Source organism: Planctomyces sp. SH-PL14, from assembly GCF_001610835.1.
Lineage (GTDB): Bacteria > Planctomycetota > Planctomycetia > Planctomycetales > Planctomycetaceae > Planctomyces_A.
In genome coordinates, this window is record NZ_CP011270.1 from 683,546 (window position 1) to 703,961 (window position 20,416).

The following is a 20,416-nucleotide window of genomic DNA, read 5'->3' on the forward strand; positions in this document are numbered from 1 at the left end:
ATCGTTGCATGAAGTCCGCGAGGTGTCGAGAGTCTGTTCTCCCTCTGCGCCGAAATCCGCGACAAAAAGTGCCACGAATTCTTCCAATTTTTTTCGATGTGCCCGCGCCGCTGAAACTGACCTGCTCGCCCCGCGGCTGACCCGCTGAGCCGTCGTACTGCAAGAACGGAACTGGGCCGAGCGCCACGGGTGTCAAACGTTCAGGGGAACCCGCATGCTCAATTCACTCGTCGCCGCCCCTAATAGATGAGCGAGCCAGCGGGGCGACTCGGACGCCGTCTATGATCACATCAGCCCGACAAGGCCCCCCCTCGGCAAGCAGAGGCCCCACAAGTCGCAACGCGGGCCTTGCCCCCAGATGACGAACGACGTTGGGTTGGGCTGAGAACACCCCGTCGTCGAGCGCGCGTTCCAACATTCGCTCGAACACCGCGCCCGCTGGCACAGTTCTGTTCGCCCGATCCCATCGTTCCGCGGCCGCCGGGTCCAGGGGCCTCGCCCCTGGCTTCGCTCGGGACGGGTTGGGCGTTACCTTTTCTCCCGCCAACACCAGAAAGAGATGTGACATGAGCGAGCGGTGGATTGCGGACCGGATGCACAAGATCGATGCCTCGGGCATCCGCAAGGTGTTCGACCTCGCGGCCACGATGAAGAACCCGATCAACCTCAGCATCGGGCAGCCGCACTTCGACACCCCGGAACCGATCAAGGCCGCCGCCCGCCAGGCCATCGACAACGGCCGCAACGCCTACAGCCAGACCCAGGGGATCAAGCCCCTCCTCGAGAAGATCCAGGCCTCCGTCCAGGCGGAGTACGGCCACGCGGACCGCAAGGTCTTCATCACCAGCGGTACCAGCGGAGGCCTGATGCTCGCCCTCTCGACGCTGGTCAATCCCGGCGATGAGGTGATCGCCTTCGACCCCTGGTTCGTCATGTACAAGCACCTGACGACCCTCGCCGGCGGCAAGTGCGTCCAGCTCAGCACCTACCCGGACTTCCGCATCGACCTGGACAAAGTCCGCGCCGCGATCACCGATCGCACCAAAGTCATCCTCTTCAACAGCCCCGCCAACCCCACCGGCCGTGTGGCGACGGAAGAGGAAGTACGCGGCCTCGCCGAGCTGTGCCGCGAGAAAGACATCTGCCTCATCAGCGACGAGATCTACCGCGCCTTCTGCTACGACCGCCCCTTCGTCAGCCCGGCGAAATACAACGACCAGACCCTCGTCATCGACGGCTTCAGCAAGTCGCACTCCATGACCGGCTGGCGGGTCGGCTGGTGCCACGGACCGGAGCACGTCCTCCAGCAGATGATCAAGCTCCAGCAGTTCACCTTCGTCTGCTCGCCGCATCCGCTGCAGTGGGCGGCGTCGGAAGCCTGGGACTTTGACGTCTCGGAACACGTCGCCGACTACCGCCGCAAGCGGGACCTGATGAAGGCGGAGCTCCAGGAGGACTTCGAGATCATCGGGGCCGACGGCGCGTTCTATCTGTTCCTGAAGACCCCCTGGGGAACGGGCACCGAATTCGTCAGGAAGGCGATCGAGAACGAGCTCCTCATCATTCCGGGGAACGTCTTCAGCTCGCAGGACACGCACTTCCGGCTCTCGTACGCCGCGCCGGACGACACGCTCCGGAAGGGGGCCGCCGTCCTGCGGAAGATCGCCCGTGAGGGAGCATGATCTCGCACCGCCCACGAGCCACCGTTCGATCGCTGGAGGCCGTCACGAAGCAGTCGTGGTGGCGCAGGACGACGCGCCCGTTGCGGGTGCGGGTCATCCTGTGGAACGCCGGCGTGGTGTTGTTTACCTCGCTGACGCTGCTGCTGGCGGTCCGGGTGCAGGTCGAATTCACGCTGCGGGCGGAGCTGGACGGCATCCTCCTCGATGAGCTGGAGGAAGCGGCCGGGGAGATCGCCCCGGGAAACAACTTCCCGGCGACCCTCGATGAGGTCGTCCTCACGCGGATTGTCGACCGCGAGACCTATGGTCACGGACATCTCCAGGAGTACGTTGAAATCCTCTCGGCCGATGGCGAAGTCCTGGCGATCAACCGGACGGCCCCGCTCAACCGCCCCTCGCCGATGGAGCTGCCGAACAAGACACCGCTGACGATCGGCGGCTACCGGATCGTGAAGCAGTCGCTTCCGAAGAACACGCAACCCGCGCGGGCCGTCGTCACCGTCGGGGCGCAGGCGTCGATGATTGACGACCAGATGCGGACCCTGGACCGGATTGTGATTCTCACGGCGCTGACGTCGCTGATCGCGGCGCCGCTCGTCGGCTACTGGCTGGCGGGGAAGGCGATCGACCCCGTCTCGCAGATGACCGCCACCGCCGCGGGACTGCATCCGGAGAAGCTCGACGAACGCCTGCCGATCCGGGGGACGGGGGACGAGCTCGACCAGCTCGCCATGACGGTCAACCAGCTCCTCGACCGGATCTTCGCCTACCTGCAGGAGCACCGGGAATCGCTGGCGAACGCCGCCCACGAGCTCCGGAGCCCCCTGGCGGCGATCCGCAGTTCCGTAGAGGTGACGCTCCAGCAGCCGCGTCCGGTGGCGGAGTACGAGGAGCTGCTGGAATCGATCATCGAACAGGGGGCAGCCCTCGAGATCCTGGTCAACCAGCTCCTCCTGATCTCCGAGTCGGAGCGGGAGCACCTGGAGACGCACAGCAGCGTCCTCGACCTGCGGGACGTCGTCTCGCGATCAGCGAGCATGTTCCGCGGGGTCGCCGAGCTGAAGGAGATCACCTTCACGGCTGACGATCTCCGCTCCGCGGAGGTGGCGGGGAACAAGTTCCACCTCCGGGAGGTCGTGAACAACCTGCTGGACAATGCCATCAAGTTCACCGAGACGGGTGGGACGGTCCGGGTCACGCTTCAGGAGGACGCCGGAGCTCAGGAGGCGGTCCTGACGATCCGCGATTCCGGGATGGGGATTGCGGCAGAGGATCTCCCCCGTGTCTTTGACCGCTTCTTCCGGGGGGATCGATCGCGTTCCCGCGACACCCCCGGGACGGGTCTGGGGTTGGCGATCTGCAAGGCGGTTGTCGAAGGCCACGGCGGGACGATTCGAGTGGAGAGCGGGGCGTCGGGAACGATGTTCGAGGTCCGGCTCCCGCTCGCGTCCCATCCCGCGAGCCGGCGGATCAGTTCCTCCGAGCCATCCGCAGCGAGTGATACATCTCCCCACAATTGACCAGAACACGTTCGCTGGATGGTTGTCCGAAGAACCGGGGTCCAGGGGCTCGCCCCTGGTGGGGGATGCAAGGGGGCCTGTCTTGTTTTTTTGGCCCCCTTGCCCGCCGGAGGCCTGGCCGTCGAGAGATGTCTGAAGGAGCACGTGTCCAAGCGCGGCCAAGGTGCGGGATACCCCCTCACCAACACGCGGGGATTCAGAGCGAGCGTTGAGTCCTCACCGCCGGTCCCTCAAAGCAGACGTCCGTTGTCTGCCACAGTTCCTCAGGGAAGCGCCTCCGGCGGCAAAGGCACCACTGAACAGGCGCCCCGTACCGTCGATGGTCGGCCGGATGAGCCGATCATGCCAATCTCCCCGCCTCTGGCAGTCGTAGGGGACTCCGCCGGCGGGAGCGGATGCCCGAAGGGAGCGAAGACGCCGTGGAAAACGCCCCTGGCGGAAGAATGTAAGGAACGTTCCCGCCAAGTCTTCAGCCAAGTTGACAGCCGCAGAAAATGGGTGATAACGTAGGGAAACTGTCGTTCCGCATGGCCCAGGGCGTGCTTTCCGTGGATTTCTGCGGAGACAGCGACTTGGGGCAGCGGGCTGCCGGGCCTCCCGGCGTCCCCCTTGCGGCCCGGCTCGTAATGCCCTTCCTCAGCGGGGCTTCGGATGATCGGTTTGATCCGTCCGCGGCCCTGATGTCCCTCAAGTCGTTATCCATTCGCGTTTCGAACCTTGCCGGGTGGGTCGTCGCAGCCGCCGCTGCCCGGAACGGTGTTCAGACGGTCGATGTTTTGCCCTTCCCCGCACGACGAGGGGAAGGCGGGACATCCCTGTTGAAGGACCTCCCCGTGCCAGATTGTTCCGATCTTTCGCTCGGTCAGTGCCGTCCTTCGCCCCGCTCCGTACGCATTCTCTGGGCGCTGCTGGCCGTTCTGATCGCCGCCGCTCCGGCCCGGGCGATCGCCGAGTCGGCCGCCGCGCCGCCCGAGATCGCCAATGAGGACTGGGGGAAGAAGAACAACTTCCCGATGACGAAGGCGGCGAAGGAATCCAATCCCGCCGGGGCCAGCAAAGACCTGCTCATCAACGGCGCCAAGTTCTACGTCGACCGGATGACGATCCCGGAGAATCAGGCCGCCCTCGTTACCAAGACCGATCAGTACTTCAACAACTACATCTACGGCCCCGGAACGAGCAAAGCCGCCGAAGCGATTCTGCATCAGGCGACGATCGACCGCTGCAAGGAGCTCCTTGAACGGAACCCGCCGCACCCGCCGGTCGTGACCGTCAATCTGGTGGGCGTTCTCAGCCGGCTCGTCGCCGCGAAGCCGAACCTCACCAAGGGGACTCCGGCCGTTCCGCTCGTGGCCACGGCCGATCCGCTGATCGCGGTCCTCGACTCGGCTGTCCTCCCGGTGGAGACCAAGATCCGAGCCGCCAAGGCGCTCGGCACGATCGGACTCAATGCCGTCAACGGCGTTCCGGGGGGCGATCTGGCGATCACCAAGCGGGACGCCATCGTTGGAGCGCTGGTCCGCGGGCTGAAGTCGAAGGCCGCCGAGGGAATGACGGTCGGTCCCTGCTGGTATCGCGAAGCCCTTGTCGAAGCCATCGGAAGCTGTGACCTTCCGATGACCCTGGCGGGCGGGTCCGATCCGATTGACGCCCTGATGGACCGCATGGTTGACCGCAAGGAGAACACCAAGGTCCGGGCCGCGGCCGTGCGAGCCACCTCCCAGCTCTCGCTCAACGGGTCGTTCAACGTCCCGCTGATCGTCCACGAGACCGCAATCGTCGCCTTCCATCTGGGGCATGAGTACAACACCACGCTGCCGGCGAAACGATCCGGGGCCTTCAAGTGGTCGGCGGCCTACCTGTACTTCTCCTTCAAGCCGGAGAACCCGCAGACGGCCCTGGCCCCGAAGCTGTGGGGCTTCCTGCAGGTCTCGCAGCGTCCGGGGCTTGCCGCCCAGAAGCCGCTCGTCGACGCGGCCTATGCCGCCTGCAAGCCGATCCTGACGACGCTGCTGAACCCGGCGAATCCCGCGGTCGTCCCTGTGGTGGACCTCAATACGGCCCTGGAATGGCTGGAGAAGAACGCGCCGGCCAATCGCAAGGTGACCGCCAAGAGCCCCGCGATCCCCGATCCCAAGACCCGCGGCGCCTACGAAACGGGCCCGCCGGCCGCGAACGTTCCCGCCACTCCGGCGGCCGGACCGATGGCCGCCCAGCAGGCGGGCGGCGGCTGACCTCCGGCCCGCTCTCACGGTCGGGAATGCCGCCGCAGGTCTGGTGGCGGTCTCGTCCGGCCGATATCTTCGCAGGTGAGTTTTGATGGATGTTCGTGCGCGGAAGGGGAATCCTCCCGCGGCCCGGTTCCTCAAATCGGCCCCTCACTCGCCGCGGCCCCGCTCACTGGAATCCCATGACGATCTCAGTCACCGAGTATTTCCAGACGCGCAAAGACGACCGGAAGAAAGAAACCCGGTACATCAACGTCATCAATAAGGACAACTGCACGAGCTGCCAGTCGTGCGCGACGGTTTGTCCTGTTGACTGCATTTACGAAGTCCGGGGTGAACCTGGCCAGAGCTATCACCAGATCGATACGTCCCGCTGTATCGGTTGCCAGATGTGCTACCGGTCGCCGAATGACAGCACGGACATCTACACGCTGACGATCTGTCCGTGGAACGCGATCGACATGCTCCACAATCCGAACGTGAGTCCGGATGCGGAGTCGGTGCTGCGGCCCTACTGGAAGGGAGCCGAAACAGCTCTTCCGTGGGCCAAGCTCGAAGAGTACGGCTATCAGATCTTCCTGGACGGCCAGGTCTTCATTCCGACGAAGCGTCAGGACCTCGTCGACATCGTGACGTGGTTCACGAAGCCTGACTGGCTCTATACCGAAGACGGCGAGACGGTCGTCCTGGTGAACCGGGTGGCGGAAGACGGCGACAAGATCCAGTTCGACGCCACGCCGGAAGGGCGGGCGCTGTTCGACTGCATCTTCCCGGGCTGGCAGCGGATCTTCATGGACTGAGTCCTGCCGGGAAGCTCGACCCAACGTGCCACGGCAGCCTGGGGTCAAGGGGGCCACGCCCCCTTGCCGCCGGAGGCATTTTCGTTGAGGAACCGTGGTACGCAACGGACGTCCCCTTTGTGGGACGAGCGTTGAGGACTCTCTCACCCCGAACAGCTCGCTTTGAAATCCCCGCGGGTTGGTGAGGGGTCATACGGCACGGTATCCGCGTTTAGATACGTACTCCTCCAGACATCTCTCGACGGCCAGGCCTCCGGCGGGCAAAGGGGCGTTGCCCCTCTGCACTCCCCACCAGGGTGCCCCTGGACCCCGGCTTTCTCGGGCAATGCGTCGTCCGCGCCTGCTTGCTGCACCACCCGACCACTGCCGAGTGAACACACCCATCGCTGACTGCCGACAGCCCGCACCGTGGCGGGAATCGCCAAGCGGGATAAACTGTCGCTGATCCATTCTCCCCGCTCCCATCCCATCGCGGAGTCTGTTCGATGCCGGTCGCTCGCATCGCGGTCATCCTGCCCGCCCTTCTGTGTTTGGCACTTTCCGAGACGTCCCGCGCGGAGGACAAATTCCTCCTGCGGACGTTCCGGAAGCAGCAGCTCTCCGACAAGTTCTTCTGCGAAGGGGCGTCCTTCGGCGACTTCAACAAAGACGGCAAGATGGACCTCGTCGCCGGTCCCTACTGGTACGAGGGCCCGACGTTCGAGACGCAGCGCGAGTACTACACCCCCAAGCCGTTCGACCCGCACGGCTACTCGGACAACTTCTTCGCCTTCACCCGCGACTTCAACGGCGACGGCTGGACCGACATCCTGATCTACGGCTTCCCCGGCAAGGACGCGAGCTGGTTCGAGAACCCCCAGGGGAAGGAAGGTCACTGGACGCGGCATGTCGTCGTCCCGGTCGTCGACAATGAGTCGCCGACGTTCCTCGACATCACCGGCGACGGACAGCCGGAGGTAATCTGCTCGACGGGCGGGTTCTTCGGCTACGCGGCATACGATCCCAAGGAGCCGGCGAAGCCGTGGCCGTTCCATGTCATTTCGGACAAGTCGGCCGGCGGGATGTTCACGCACGGCATCGGCGTGGGAGACGTCAACGGCGACGGCCGGCTCGACATCCTCGAAAAGAACGGCTGGTGGGAGCAGCCCGCCTCGCTGGCGAACGATCCGCTCTGGAAGAAGCACCCCTTCAATTTCAGCCAGGGGGGCTCGCACATGTTCGCGTACGACGTCAACGGCGATGGCCGCAATGACGTCATCACCGCCCTCCAGGCCCACGGCTACGGTCTCGTGTGGTGGGAGCAGGGGGGCGACAAGGCCGAGCCGACCTTCCAGCAGCACGTCATCGTCGGCACGAAGGCGAATGAGAATCCGTACGGCGTCGTCTTCTCCCAGCCGCATGCGGTCGACCTCGTCGACATGAACGGCGACGGGCTCATGGACATCGTCTCCGGCAAGCGATGGTGGGCCCACGGTCCCAAGGGGGACGCTGAGCCGAACGCCGCCGCCGTCCTCTACTGGTTCGAGCTGTCGCGCGGCAAGGACGGCGAAGTCGACTGGGTCCCGCACCTGATCGACGACGACTCAGGGATCGGAACGCAGGTCGTTGCCGGCGATTTTTCGGGGGACGGCCAGCCGGATGTCGTCGTCGGGAACAAGAAGGGGATCTTCGCCCACACGCAGATCGTCAAAGAGGTCTCGAAGCAGGAGTTCGAAGACGCTCGACCGCGGAAACGGCCGGAAATGGCGAGCGGCCTCAGCCCGGAGGAAGCGGCCCGGGCGATGACCGTTCCTCCCGGCTTCTCGGTCAAGCTCTTCGCCGGCGAGCCGGACGTCCAGCAGCCGATCGCCATGGCGTTCGACGACCGCGGCCGGCTGTGGGTGGCCGAAGCCTACACCTACCCGATCCGGGCTCCCGAGGGCGAAGGGAAGGACCGGATCCTGATCTTTGAAGATACCGACGGCGACGGGAAGCACGACAAGCGGACCGTCTTCAAAGAGGGGCTCAACCTCGTCAGCGGAATCGAACTCGGCTTCGGCGGAGTGTGGGTGGGTGCCTCCCCGTACCTTCTGTTCATCCCCGATGCCGACGGCGACGACAAGCCGGACGGCGAGCCGCAGATCCTCCTCGACGGCTGGGGCTATCAAGACACACATGAGACGCTGAACGCCTTCATCTGGGGGCCGGACGGCTGGCTCTACGGCTGCCACGGGGTCTTCACGCATTCGCGGGTCGGCAAGCCAGGGACGCCGGACGACAAGCGGACTCCGATCAACGCCGGGATCTGGCGGTATCACCCGACGCGGCACGTCTTCGAAGTCTTCGCCGAGGGGACGAGCAATCCCTGGGGGGTCGACTTCAATGACAAGGGGGAAGCGTTCTGCACCGCCTGCGTCATCCCGCACCTCTACCACATCATCCCCGGCGCGCGGTACCAGCGGCAGGCGGGGCAGCACTTCAACCTCTACACCTACGACGACATCAAGACGATCGCCAAGCACCGCCACTGGACGGGGAACCAGTGGAACAACGAGGACCGCCTGAAGTCGGACGGGATCGGCGGCGGACACGCCCACGCCGGGGCAATGATCTACCAGGGGGGAGCGTGGCCGGAGAAGTACCGCAACCAGCTCTTCATGAACAACATCCATGGAGCCCGGCTGAACCTCGACCTCCTGGCAGCCAAGGGTTCCGGCTATGAAGGGGACGGCGCTCCGGACTTCCTGTTCGCCAATGACATCTGGTCGCAGTTCATCTATCTCACCTACGGCCCGGACGGCCAGGTGACGATCATCGACTGGTACGACAAGAACCAGTGCCACCACGGCAACTCCCCCGGCCACGACCGGACGAACGGCCGGATCTTCAAGGTCGTTTACGGCCAGACGAAGCCGGTCCAGGTGAATCTCAAGGCTCTCGGAAACGAGGAGCTGCTGAAGCTCCAGACTCACGAAAACCAGTGGTACGTCCGCCACGCGCGTCGGATCCTCCAGGAACGGGCCGCAACGGGCCGCCTCGATGAGGCATTCCTCACCAGGATCCGTGCGGAGGTTTCGGCAGCGAAGACCCCGACGCACGCCCTGCACTTCCTGTGGACCCTGTATGACGTCGGTGGCCTGCGCTCGGACGACGTGAAAGCGTTTCTCCAGAATGCGGATCCCGAAGTCCGCGGATGGACGCTGCGGCTGGCCATGAGCGCTCCGGAAACCACGCCCGCCGACGACATTCTCCTGCCTCTGCTCAAGAAGGAGACCGACCTGCGGATCAAGCGCCAGGCCCTTTCCGGGCTTCTGCGATCGGCTCCCGCAAGCCGGTGGGCCGCACTCGAGACGCTGCTGAGTCAGAAGGAGGGAACGGACGACCACAACCTGCCGCTCCTCCTGTGGTACGCCGTGGAGCCGTGTGTATCCCTCGATCCGGCGCGAGCCATGCGGATCGCCACGACGACCCCGTTCACCACCGTCGCCCGATACATCGTGCGGCGGGCCGCTTCGGAAGACCGCTCTTACGACGCTCTGTTCACGGCGATCGCCCAGACGCCGGCCGGACAGTGGCCATGGATGCTGGAAGAGGTCGTGACCGCTCTCAAGGGGCGCGGGAGAGTCGCGATGCCGAAGTCGTGGGAGAAGACCTACGACGCCCTCTCGGCCTCGTCCGACCCCAAGACCTTCCAGTACCGCGACTTCATCGCCGTGAAGTTCGGCGACCGCCGCGTCTTCGAGAGCCTGCGGGCGACGCTCGCCGATCGGGCCCAGGAACTCCCCCGCCGCAAACTGGCCCTCGACTCGCTCGTGGCGGGTGAGGACGCCGAGCTTCCCGCGGTCCTCTACGGCCTCCTCGACGACCCGGCGGTCCGCTCGCTGGCGATCAACGCCCTCCCGGCCTTCGATACCCCCCGCACGCCACAGACTCTGATCGAGGCGTACGCCAAGCTCCCCGCCGCCGACCAGCAGGCCGCAATCGCGGTCCTGAGCGCCCGTCCCGCGTGGGTCCTGGAACTCCTCTCGGCGATCGAGAAGAAGACGATTCCCCGCAATGACCTGACCGCATTCACGGTCCGGCAGATCGCCCGGCTCAACAACGAACAGGTGACGAAGCGGCTCAACGAGGTCTGGGGGACGCTCCGCGACACTCCGGCCGACAAGGCGGAGGATCTCAAGCGGTACAAGGTGCTGCTCAAGCCGGACTCGCTGACCAAGGCCAACCTGAGCCATGGCCGCGAGCTGTTCAACAAGACCTGCGCGGCCTGCCACACCCTCTTCGGCAGCGGCAAGCAGATCGGCCCGGACATCACCGGCTCGAACCGCGCGAATCTCGATTACCTCCTCGAAAACCTGCTCGATCCGAGCGCCGTCGTCGGCCGCGACTACCAGATGACGCTCTTCGTCATGCAGGATGGCCGCGTCCTGAACGGGATTGTGAAGCAGGAGCAAGGGGAGACGGTCCTGATCCAGACCCCGACCGACCAGGTGACGCTCGCCAAGGCGGACATCGAGGAGCGGCAGCTGTCTCCCCTCTCGCTGATGCCCGAAGGGCAGCTCAAGCAGCTCTCGGAAGGGGACGTGCGGGACCTCGTGGCCTATGTCCAGGGACCGAGCCAGGTCCCGCTCCCCGGCGAAGGGCCGTATCTCGATCCGACGAGCGGCAAGGTGGCCAATGCCATCGAAGGGGAGTCCCTCAAGGTGATCTCCAAGACCGGCGGGAACGCGGGTCCGCAGAACATGAGCGGGTTCCCGCTGGGACGCTGGAGCGGCAAGTCGCACCTGTGGTGGACCGGTGCCCATCCCAAGGACAAGCTCGTCATCGGGTTCCCGGTCGAAGAGTCCGGGACGTACGAGGTCTTCGTCGTCCTGACGAAGGCGGTCGACTACGGCGAAGTCCAGTTCTCGCTGAACGGGAAGCCGGTCACCGGACCGATGGACAACTTCAACGAGGGGGTCGTCAACACCCAGCCGATCTCGCTCGGGACGCACGCCCTGACGCCCGGCGAGCAGCAGCTCAACGTGGAGATCACGGGGGCGAATGCCAAGGCGGTCAAGGCCTACATGTTCGGCCTCGACTACGTCTGGCTGCGAAAGCAGTAGCCCTCCCGCTCCGCGAGAGGAGCCCGCGGTCGGCGATGTCAGCGGGAGGCCACCGCCGACTCGTGCAGAACGGGATCCGTGGCACTCATCCCCTCCCTCTATTCCGCAAAGAGCCGAATGACCCGCCTCCTCTGCAGCGTGTTCGTGCTGGCATTCGTCGCTTCGGCGCACTCCGCCGAGCGGCCGAACGTCATCATCATCCTCGCGGACGACCTGGGGTATGCGGACATCGGCCCGTTCGGCTCGACGAAGGCCAGGACGCCGCATCTCGACCGGATGGCTCGCGAGGGGATGCGGCTGACGAGCCACTACGCCGCCCCGGTCTGCAGCCCCTGCCGGGCGGCGCTGATGACCGGCTGCTATCCCAAGCGGTCCCTCCCGATCCCCCACGTCCTCTTCCCGGTCTCCGAGGTCGGTCTGCACCCAGACGAGGTGACGATCGCGGAAGTGATGAAGGGGGCGGACTACGCGACCGCCTGCATTGGCAAATGGCATCTGGGGGATCAGCCGGAGTTCCTCCCGACGCGGCAGGGCTTCGACAGCTACTTCGGCCTCCCGTACTCGAACGACATGGGGACGGCAGCCGACGGCTCCAAGAGCAACCCGGGCCAGCCGATCCCGATGCCGAAAAGGCCCGCGGCCAATCGCGCCGCGCAGCCGATGAATGACGAGTACGGTCTGCGGGGGAACGCCCAGCCCCCGCTGCCGCTCCTCGAGAACGAGAAGGTCATCGAGCGGGTCCGGATCGCCGAGCAGGCAACGCTTACAAAGCGGTATTCCGAGAAGGCCCGGGCCTTCATCCGCGAGCACCGCGGCGATCCGTTCTTCCTCTACCTCCCCCACACCGCCGTCCACTTCCCGCACTACCCCGCCGAAGGGGCGCGGGGCCGGTCCGGAAACGGCCTCCTCAACGACTGGATCGAGGAACTCGACGACACCGTGGGGGAACTCTTCGCGGAACTGCGGGAGCAGAGTCTTGAGGAGAAGACGATCGTCTTCTTCACCTCGGACAACGGCGGGTCGATCCCGCACGGATCGATCAACACACCGCTCCGGGGAACGAAGGGCCAGACGTTCGAAGGGGGAATCCGCACGCCGATGATCGCCTGGGGACCGGGGCGGATCCCGGCGGGGACCTCCTCGGATGAGGTCACGGCAATGATGGATCTTCTTCCGACCGTGGCGTCGCTGACCGGCGCTCAGCCTCCGACCGACCGGACGCTCGACGGCCGGGACATCAGCCCCATCCTCCTGGGACGCGAGGGAGCCCGTTCGCCGCACGAGACGTTCTACTACTTCCGCGGGCTCGCCCTGGAGGCAGTCCGGTCCGGCCCCTGGAAGCTGCATCTCAAGTCCGGCGAGCTCTATCACCTCGGCCAGGACATCGGCGAAAGGGAGAACGTGGCCGCCAGCCATCCCGACGAAACGGCCCGCCTGCGGACGCTCGCCGCCCGGATGGAAGGGGACCTCGGACTCGACGGCCGCGGGCCGGGATGCCGCGCGCTCGGGCGACACCCGAACCCGCAGCCGCTTATTCCCGCGGACTGAGCTCGCTTCCGCCGGGGTTCATGACCGCCACCAGATCCACAGCGGCTGCGCCGCGCTTCCGATCGTGTAGTCCCCGCGGCCGATCCGGATGTCGTCGAGCGCTGCGAGGAGCCGAGTCATTCCGTCGCTCCCCAGGGACAGCTCGATCTCCGAGTCCTCCTCTTCGATCGACCAGTCCGCCGCGTTACCCGTGTGCGTCACCCGCAGGCGGTCGAAGGCGATGACCTGAGCCGAACAGTCTGGCACGGACAGCTCCCGCTCGGCCGGTTCGCTGAGAGGGACGGATCGGGACGGGACCCGTTCCGGATGCAGCGCCCGCAGGATGTCGCCAAACACCCGGCAGCCGGTTGCCGTTCCGGTGAAGTGCCATCCCGCGTAACTGCGTGGCGGATCGACATACCGCCAGAGAAAGATCCGGTCGGACGGACGAAGCTGCGGCCAATACATATCGCCCTCCGGATCTCGGGGTCGAACGACGCGGGACCGTCGAGCCCTCGGGAATTCTGACGGGTGGCGGCAGGAAATGCCGCCTCGGTCCTCTGGTGGAGGCCGGAAGTTGGGACCGGCCGCGGCTCTCGCCTATCGTGGCCGATCTCCGGATCAGGAGGCCCCCGGCCATGCATCTGCCCGCGACCCTGCTGTTGCTGTCTCTTCTTCCGATGGGATGCGCTGAGTTGTCCGGGCTGTCGCGCGACCGGCGCCCCAATGAACAAACCGACCGGCTGATGTGTCAGGAACTGATGAGTCTGCTTGCCGTCGGCGAGAAGATCGAGGTCCAGGCGGGCCGCGGCCCGGAGGCACTGCACGTCACCGGACGCATCCGGGACTGGAATGCCGAGGAGCGACACGTCGTTCTCGAAAACTGCGTCGTTCACGCGAAGGGGACGGCCCGCAACCACGCCGGTCTCGGGCAAAAGTATTCGATGACGCAGCGGATCCTGGTCGACGAAACGAGCGGCGAGTCCACGATCGTCGTGGATGTCACCATCCCCATCAGGGACATGCACCATATCGGGCCCCTGGGTGGGGCGGGCGTCGCGCCACCGATCTTCGACCGCTGAGCCTCGACAGGCCGGTTTCGCTCCCGCTTCGGTCGCGGACCGCCGCGGCAGCATGGCAAGATGTGCGCGTTCGGCGCCCCTTCTCCCGTCGCGACTTCTCGTCCCGGATCCCCCCTCCCCTGGAGACTCCGCACCATGCCCCCCCGTCCCACGACTCAGCTGCGGAAGATCTGCCTTGCCCTGCCGGAAGCGGAGGAGGTCGAGGCCTGGGGAGAGCCGACCTTCCGCATCCGGAACAAGATCTTCGCCATGCAGGCCTCGGCGGGGAACCATCACGGCGCGGGGCGGACGGCGGTGTGGCTCAAGGCCCCGCCGGGGATGCAGGAGCTGATGATCCGGGCCGATCCGGAACGCTATTTCTCGCCCCCTTACGTCGGTCCCAAGGGGTGGCTCGGGATTCAGCTCGACCAGGATGCCGACTGGGACGAAGTCGCCCGGTTCGTGCGGGACGCCTACCGGCTGATCGCTCCCAAGCGGCTGGCAAAGCAGCTCGACGCGGAAGGCTGAGCGGTCGATCGTGAGCCGCGTCAGGGACGGGACGGGATGACCTGCTCGCTCTTGGGCGACTGAGTCGCAGAAGGCTGCCCGATGGGGACGTCCGTCCGCGACTGCTCCAGTTCCTCGATCAGGATCTCCCGCCGGAGGGCCACCTGCTGGTCGTACTCCGAGAGGACGTCGAGCGCCTTATCGCGGCTCGTCACGAGTCCGATGATCAGGTACTGCGTGATCGCCAGGAAGTAGCACGCCCAGCCGACCGGACCACCGAAGAAGACCGCCAGGATCGCGAGCATCGGCGAGGCTCGGTTGAGGTGCTGGCACAGGACCCCTTTGAGGAAGGGGCCGATCTGCGTCCGGATGTTCTGCCAGAGGGGCTGCCGCCGGTCGTACTTCAGCGGCCGCGGCCCCGGGTGGATGATCGAGAAGAGCTGCTGATCGGGCATCGCCTCGATCACCCCCATCGCCAGGAGCACCCGGCCGGCGGTGATCCAGGACTTGGAGAGGTCGTGCTCGAAATGGACCGCCAGGATGCCGGCCAGCCAGGTCTCGAAGTTGCGGGTCGCCGCGAAGAGGAGCAGCGAGGCCCGGAACCACTGCTCAATGTCTTTTTCGAACTCGCGGTCCCACGCCTGCTGGTTCGCTACCTTCCTTCGCATGGCCCGGAAGGCGGGAATCGCGACAAAACCGAGCAAGAGCCGCGTGCACGGGCGGATGATGGGGCCGAGCAGGAAATCCAGAAGGAGGGACCGCACGGGGACTCTTCAGATCGCGGAAAGGCCTTCGGTCGCGGGTTGGGGATACCTGCCGCGGCGCGCGGCAAGCCCTCGGCGGAAACGATGGCAGGGGCGGGATGGATCATGCGAACTTTGACGGAGATGGTCAACGCGGGGTTCCCCCCGCCTCGAGTCCGATCGCCGTAAGACCATTTCCCGCTTGCGACTCCGTCGACCATTGTCTCCTCGATGTTCAGGGAGGGAGTCTCCTTCGGAGTCGATCGTCAAACTTTTCGGGTCGTAGCGGTTTTCCGCACGGTAGGGGAATCTCCACAATCCCGGGGAGCGGACTGTTTCCGCAGGTCGCCGGAGAGAGGTCGTTCCGTCTCCTCCCGCGGAAATGGTGTAGAGGTGAGGAGTCGCCTCTCATGACCGCCGTCTCCTGTTCCGTCTCCGGACGGTTGTCGCGGAATGCCTTCAGGATCGATTGATGATTCAGGTCGAGAATCTGAGCAAGGAGTTTTTCGATCTCGTCCGTGGATCGGTCCATGCGCTCGATGACGTGACGTTCAAGGTCGGGCCGAAGGAGATCTTCGGACTGCTGGGGCCGAACGGCGCGGGAAAGACCACCTGCCTGCGGGTCCTCAGCACCGTGCTCCTTCCGACGAGCGGCCGGGCCACGATCGCCGGCTATGACGTGGCGACGCAGCCGGAGCTGGTGCGGGCCAACATCGGGTTCATGTCCGGGAACACCGGGATCTACGACCGGATGACCGCCTACGAATTCGTGAAGTACTACGGCGAACTGTGCGGCGTCCCCGATGAGCTGCTGAGGAGCCGCATGGAAGACCTGTTCTCCACACTCCGGATGAACGACTTCCGGGACGTCCTGGGGTCGAAGATGTCGACCGGGATGAAGCAGAAAGTTTCGATCGCCCGCACGCTGATCCACGACCCGCCGGTCCTGATCTTCGACGAGCCGACCTCCGGCCTCGACGTCCTCGTGGCCCGGACCGTCCTCGATACCGTCGATTCGCTCCGGGAGAAGGGAAAGTGCATCATCTTCTCGACGCACATCATGCGGGAAGTGGAAAAGCTCTGCGACCGGGTGGCCATCATCTACAAGGGGCGGATCCTGGCGATGGGGACGCTGCCGGAGCTCATGGAGCGGTACGGGCGGCGGGACATCGAAGAGGTGTTCTTCGGGCTGATCGACGAATATGACAAGGCCCTCGCCGAACAGGCCGCGGCGCACGCCAGCTGAGCGGGCGACGGCCCGTGGCCGGGGGCCGACGAGGCATCGACATAAGACGCGGGACCGGGGAACGGACGGCGGACCAGCCGCAGGGAAGAATACGGGAATGACCTGGAAGAACATCAAGCTGATCTTTCTGCGGGAAGTCCGGGACCAGCTCCGGGACCGGCGGACCCTGTTCATGGTCGCTGTCCTGCCGATCCTGCTCTATCCGGCGCTCGGCATCGGCATGATGCAGATGACGCTCACCTTCACCGAGCAGCCCCGCACGGTGGTGGTGCTGGGAGCGGAAGACCTGCCCCCTCCGCCGCTGATCGATCCCGCCAATCCGGGACGCTTCGTGGGGCGGTTCTTCGTCTCTCCGGATGATGCCGCCAAGCTGGATGTCCTGACGGAACAGAACGTCCGGGGAAACGTTGAAAGCAAAGAGCAGCAGGCCGCGGCCGGAATGGTCGCGCTCGCGCAGAAGAACCGACCGCAGGTCGAAGAGCTTGCGGGGACGATCCGGGCCCGACGGGACCGCGATCTCGAGCTGACGGCCGTGACCGACCGGTTGCAGGCGCTGAAGCAGACGGCCGATCGGACCGAAGCCCAGAACGAAGCGATGCAGGCGGAAGAGGCCCGGGGCCGGGAGCTGGTCCGGCAGATCGATGCCGACAAGGCCCGCGAAGCCGCAATGAAGCTGGCGATCGACCAGTGGTTCAGCGAGAGCAAAATCCAGGTCCTGATCGTCGTCCCCAAGGGGTTCAAGGAGAAGGTCCAGGAGATCGACGAGCAGCTCAAGACCCGCCAGGGGAACCTGCGGGATATCGACCAGATTCCGCGCCCGATCGTCCTGCAGAACAGCGCCGACGAGAAATCCCAGGTCGCCTATCGCCGCGTGAAAGAGGCGATGCGGGACTGGGAATCCGAAGTTCTTCAGGCCCGGCTCTCCAAGGCGGGGCTCCCCAGCACGCTCTCCTCGCCGGTGAACGCCGTCGAAGTCGACATGGCCCGGCCGGACGACATGGCGGCGAACCTGTGGAGCAAGCTCTTCCCCGCCATGCTGGTCATGATGGGGGTCACGGGGGCCTTCTATCCGGCGATCGACCTCGGAGCGGGGGAAAAGGAGCGGGGGACGATCGAGACTCTGCTTATCTCGCCGGCGACCCGCTCGGAGATCCTGGTCGGAAAATTCCTGACGGTCCTCCTCTTCAGCGTGACGACGGCCCTGCTGAACCTCGTCAGCATGGGGATGACGGGCAAGTACACGATGTCGCTCTTCGGATCGAGCCGCTTCGGCGGGGTGGGCGACATTTCGCTCCCCCCGGCGACGTCGATCGCGTGGGTCGTCGTGATGTCGATCCCCCTCTGCAGCCTGTTCAGCGCCCTGAGCCTGGCGTTCGCCATGTTCGCCAAGAGCAACAAGGAGGGGCAGTATTACCTCACGCCGCTCCTGATGGTGACGATGGGTCTGGCAGTCGTCTGCCTGAGCCCGTCGCAGGAGATCTCGCAGTTCAACAGCCTGATCCCCGTCGTCGGGCCGTCGCTGCTTCTCAAGGCGCTCCTGCAGAGCTCGCATCCGTCGCACGAGATGTCGTACTACCTCGTGTCGGTCCTCTTGGCGAGTATCGGCTACAGCGCGGCGGCGCTGATGTGGGCGGTCTCGCTCTTCAAAAGGGAAGAGGTCCTCTTCCGCGAGGCGGAGCGGTTCGACCTCAACCTGTGGATCCGCCACGTCCTGCGGGATAAGGAGCCGACCCCGCGGGCCGCCGAGGCGGTGATGTGCTACTTCCTGATGATGGTGCTTCAGTTCGCCTCGATCGGGCTGTTTCAGGAGGCGATGGGGAGCGCGATGAAGGGCCCCAACGCCGCCCAAGAGATGCTGCGGCTGCAGATGATGTCGATGGCGATGGCGGTGCTCGCGCCGCCTGTCGTGATGACGCTCGTCCTGACGACGAACTTCCGGCGGACACTCAAGTTGTACTGGCCGAAGCCGATCTTCCTGCTGTTCTCTGTGCTGCTCCCGTTCGCGCTGATCCCGGTCGCCAACGAAGTCCTGCAGAACCTGGAGTGGTTCTTCCCCAAGCCCCCGTCGTCCGCGTTCGACATCATCAAGGCGATGGGGAGTTCCGAAGTGCCCGTCGTGCTGGCTCTGCTGGCGGGGGCGGTCTTTCCGGCGGTCTGTGAGGAGGTGGCGTTCCGCGGGTTCATCCTGACGGGGTGGCAGCGTTCGTATCGCGGCTGGGCGGCGATCACGATGTCGTCCATCGCGTTCGGGATGATCCACATGATTCCTCACCAAGTGTTCAACGCGGTGTTCCTGGGGTTTGTGCTGGGGCTGCTGGCGGTCCGGAGCGGAAGCCTGCTGCCGGGGATCATCTTCCACTTCCTGTTCAACGCGACGCAGCTGTTGCGGCTGCGAGTCCGGCCGGAGTGGTTTGACTCGGGGATTACGGACTGGCTGTTCACGACGACTGTCCATGATGGAAAGCCGATGCTGGACTTCGACCTGCCGTTGATCGCGATTGCGGGGCTGGCTTCGGTTTACATGGTTTACTGGTTGTACCGGATGAAGAATGAGCGGCCCGAGGCGGCGGCGCTGGCCGAGCCGTCGCATCCGGAGACGCTCGCTTCCGTCTCGCGATAAGGTGGACCGGCCACCGGGGTCCAGGGGGTAACCCATGGTGGGGGATGCAAGGGGGCAACGCCCCATTGCCCGCCGGAGGCTTGGCCGTCGAGAGATGTCTGAAGGAGAGCGTGTCCAAACGCGGAACACGTGCAGGGTACCCCTCACCGAAGACGCGGGGAGTGCAAAGCGAGCGGTGTAGGTTGGCGGAGTGCTCAACGCGGGTTCCACAAAGCGGACGCCCGTTGCTGACCGCCGTTCCTCATAGAAGTGCCTCCGGCGGCAAGGGGTCGCCCCCTTGACCCCAGCCTGCCGTCGCACGTTGGGTTTGAGCTATCGAGCGGTGCCGGCAAGGACGCGATTCGAGGCAACGTGTCCCGACAGGAGCGCGGCATTCCTTGCAGCGCGGAACACCGTGAAGCACACTGCCAACGTCCCACGACGCTCTCCGGACTGAACCCATGACCCGAGTTTTCCCCGCGTTCCTGTGCGCCGCGCTCCTGCTCGTCCTCTGCGAACAGGGCTTCGGCCAAGACCTCATCGTCGAGAAGGACATCGAATACGCGAAGGTCGGGGACACATCGCTCAAGCTCAACATCGCCCGGCCAAAGTCCGAAGAGGACAAACTCCCCTGCATCGTCTGGATTCACGGCGGCGGTTGGGTCGGCGGGAATCGTGAGTCCTTCCAGCAGGCGATCGAAGCCTCGGCTCACAAGGGATATGTCGCGGCGACAATCAGCTACCGGCTGACCGACGCCAATCAGAAGAAGCCGGCCACCAAAAATCCGTTTCCGGCGCAGATCCACGACTGCAAGGCCGCCGTCCGCTGGCTGCGGGCCAACGCGGAGAAGTACCACATCGACCCTGAGCGGATGGGGGTGGCAGGCGGCTCCGCGGGGGGGCACCTCAGTCTCCTCGTCGGAACGACGGACGGCGACGACGGCCTCGAGGGCGACGTCCCCGCAACCGCGCCTTCGAGCCGGGTCCAGGCGGTCCTGAACCTGTTCGGCCCCACCGAAATGGTCAGCCAGCACAAGGACGGTCCGATCGCCAGGTTCATGGTCGAAGGGCTCTGCGGCGGGACGCCCGAGGCGGTGCCCGAGCAGTATCGCCTCTGCAGCCCCGTGACCTTCGTGACCAAGGACGATCCGCCGATCCTGACCTTCCACGGAACGGCCGATGACATCGTTCCCGTCCAGCAGGCCAGGCTGCTGGACGAGAAATGCCGGGAAGTCGGGGCTCCGCACGAGCTGCGGCTTTTCGAGGGACAGACGCACAGCTTCGACGGCGCCCATTGGAAGAAGGTCATCGACGAGGCGTTCCCGTTCTTCGACAGCCATCTCAAGAAAAAGGCCGCCTGAGCCACCGGCGATCCAGGATCCGTCCGCGTGGGCACGCCGCCCGGGAAGTCGTTTCGCA

At 65.3% G+C, this 20,416-nt stretch carries 13 protein-coding genes; 11 read left to right on the forward strand and 2 right to left on the reverse strand.

Annotated features, from left to right (window positions below; genetic code table 11):
* The first annotated feature begins 566 nt into the window (after positions 1-566).
* From VT03_RS02820 to VT03_RS02845, 6 genes are all read left to right on the forward strand, one after another.
* Positions 567-1,682, forward strand: coding sequence for a pyridoxal phosphate-dependent aminotransferase (locus VT03_RS02820; protein WP_075091584.1), 1,116 nt, complete (start codon positions 567-569; stop codon positions 1,680-1,682).
* Entirely contained in the window at positions 1,679-3,202 is a 1,524-nt protein-coding gene (locus tag VT03_RS02825; RefSeq protein WP_075091585.1) for a sensor histidine kinase, read from the forward strand. The genes VT03_RS02820 and VT03_RS02825 overlap by 4 nt, the downstream gene beginning before the upstream one ends.
* 833 nt (positions 3,203-4,035) lie before the next feature.
* Positions 4,036-5,436 (forward strand): hypothetical protein, encoded by a 1,401-nt coding sequence (locus VT03_RS02830; protein ID WP_156514250.1) that lies wholly within the window; start codon positions 4,036-4,038, stop codon positions 5,434-5,436.
* A gap of 176 nt (positions 5,437-5,612) precedes the next feature.
* Complete coding sequence (locus tag VT03_RS02835; protein ID WP_075091587.1) at positions 5,613-6,230, forward strand: 4Fe-4S dicluster domain-containing protein; 618 nt, start codon at positions 5,613-5,615, stop codon at positions 6,228-6,230.
* A 485-nt stretch (positions 6,231-6,715) separates the two neighbouring features.
* Positions 6,716-11,314, forward strand: a complete 4,599-nt coding sequence (locus tag VT03_RS02840; RefSeq protein WP_075091588.1) for a PVC-type heme-binding CxxCH protein — start codon at positions 6,716-6,718, stop codon at positions 11,312-11,314.
* Between the two features lie 117 nt (positions 11,315-11,431).
* The gene (locus tag VT03_RS02845) at positions 11,432-12,862 is read left to right on the forward strand and encodes a sulfatase (RefSeq protein ID WP_075091589.1); all 1,431 of its coding nucleotides are present in this window, start codon (positions 11,432-11,434) and stop codon (positions 12,860-12,862) included.
* 18 nt (positions 12,863-12,880) lie between these two features.
* On the opposite strand, the gene VT03_RS02850 is transcribed toward VT03_RS02845, so the two are convergent.
* Positions 12,881-13,309: a hypothetical protein gene (locus VT03_RS02850; RefSeq protein ID WP_075091590.1), complete on the reverse strand. Its 429-nt coding sequence runs from the start codon at positions 13,307-13,309 to the stop codon at positions 12,881-12,883.
* 170 nt (positions 13,310-13,479) lie between these two features.
* On the opposite strand from VT03_RS02850, the gene VT03_RS02855 reads away from it, so the two are divergent.
* Together VT03_RS02855 and VT03_RS02860 are read left to right on the forward strand one after the other, a co-directional pair.
* Entirely contained in the window at positions 13,480-13,923 is a 444-nt protein-coding gene (locus VT03_RS02855; protein ID WP_075091591.1) for a hypothetical protein, read from the forward strand.
* 135 nt (positions 13,924-14,058) lie between these two features.
* Positions 14,059-14,430 (forward strand): MmcQ/YjbR family DNA-binding protein, encoded by a 372-nt coding sequence (locus tag VT03_RS02860; protein ID WP_075091592.1) that lies wholly within the window; start codon positions 14,059-14,061, stop codon positions 14,428-14,430.
* 20 nt (positions 14,431-14,450) lie between these two features.
* Here VT03_RS02860 and VT03_RS02865 read toward each other — a convergent pair whose 3' ends face one another.
* Complete coding sequence (locus tag VT03_RS02865) at positions 14,451-15,173, reverse strand: hypothetical protein (RefSeq protein WP_075091593.1); 723 nt, start codon at positions 15,171-15,173, stop codon at positions 14,451-14,453.
* Positions 15,174-15,624: 451 nt separating this feature from the next.
* On the opposite strand from VT03_RS02865, the gene VT03_RS02870 reads away from it, so the two are divergent.
* The 3 genes from VT03_RS02870 to VT03_RS02880 all read left to right on the forward strand — a co-directional run bounded on the left by VT03_RS02870 (position 15,625) and on the right by VT03_RS02880 (position 20,358).
* Complete coding sequence (locus VT03_RS02870; protein WP_075091594.1) at positions 15,625-16,398, forward strand: ABC transporter ATP-binding protein; 774 nt, start codon at positions 15,625-15,627, stop codon at positions 16,396-16,398.
* A 97-nt stretch (positions 16,399-16,495) separates the two neighbouring features.
* A complete protein-coding gene (locus VT03_RS02875; RefSeq protein ID WP_075091595.1) occupies positions 16,496-19,018 on the forward strand; it encodes an ABC transporter permease subunit/CPBP intramembrane protease in 2,523 nt (840 codons plus the stop codon).
* A gap of 440 nt (positions 19,019-19,458) precedes the next feature.
* Positions 19,459-20,358 carry an alpha/beta hydrolase gene (locus tag VT03_RS02880; RefSeq protein ID WP_075091596.1) on the forward strand — a complete coding sequence of 300 codons (900 nt, stop codon included), beginning with the start codon at positions 19,459-19,461 and terminating at the stop codon, positions 20,356-20,358.
* The last annotated feature ends 58 nt before the right edge of the window (positions 20,359-20,416 follow it).

Excerpts from the sequence above, each read along its gene's own strand:
- VT03_RS02820 (WP_075091584.1), top strand. The coding sequence starts at position 567 with ATGAGCGAGCGGTGGATTGCGGACCGGATGCACAAGATCGATGCCTCG.
- VT03_RS02825 (WP_075091585.1), top strand. The coding sequence starts at position 1,679 with ATGATCTCGCACCGCCCACGAGCCACCGTTCGATCGCTGGAGGCCGTC.
- VT03_RS02835 (WP_075091587.1), top strand. The coding sequence starts at position 5,613 with ATGACGATCTCAGTCACCGAGTATTTCCAGACGCGCAAAGACGACCGG.
- VT03_RS02840 (WP_075091588.1), top strand. The coding sequence starts at position 6,716 with ATGCCGGTCGCTCGCATCGCGGTCATCCTGCCCGCCCTTCTGTGTTTG.
- VT03_RS02845 (WP_075091589.1), top strand. The coding sequence starts at position 11,432 with ATGACCCGCCTCCTCTGCAGCGTGTTCGTGCTGGCATTCGTCGCTTCG.
- VT03_RS02850 (WP_075091590.1), bottom strand. The coding sequence starts at position 13,309 with ATGTATTGGCCGCAGCTTCGTCCGTCCGACCGGATCTTTCTCTGGCGG.
- VT03_RS02855 (WP_075091591.1), top strand. The coding sequence starts at position 13,480 with ATGCATCTGCCCGCGACCCTGCTGTTGCTGTCTCTTCTTCCGATGGGA.
- VT03_RS02860 (WP_075091592.1), top strand. The coding sequence starts at position 14,059 with ATGCCCCCCCGTCCCACGACTCAGCTGCGGAAGATCTGCCTTGCCCTG.
- VT03_RS02870 (WP_075091594.1), top strand. The coding sequence starts at position 15,625 with ATGATTCAGGTCGAGAATCTGAGCAAGGAGTTTTTCGATCTCGTCCGT.
- VT03_RS02875 (WP_075091595.1), top strand. The coding sequence starts at position 16,496 with ATGACCTGGAAGAACATCAAGCTGATCTTTCTGCGGGAAGTCCGGGAC.
- VT03_RS02880 (WP_075091596.1), top strand. The coding sequence starts at position 19,459 with ATGACCCGAGTTTTCCCCGCGTTCCTGTGCGCCGCGCTCCTGCTCGTC.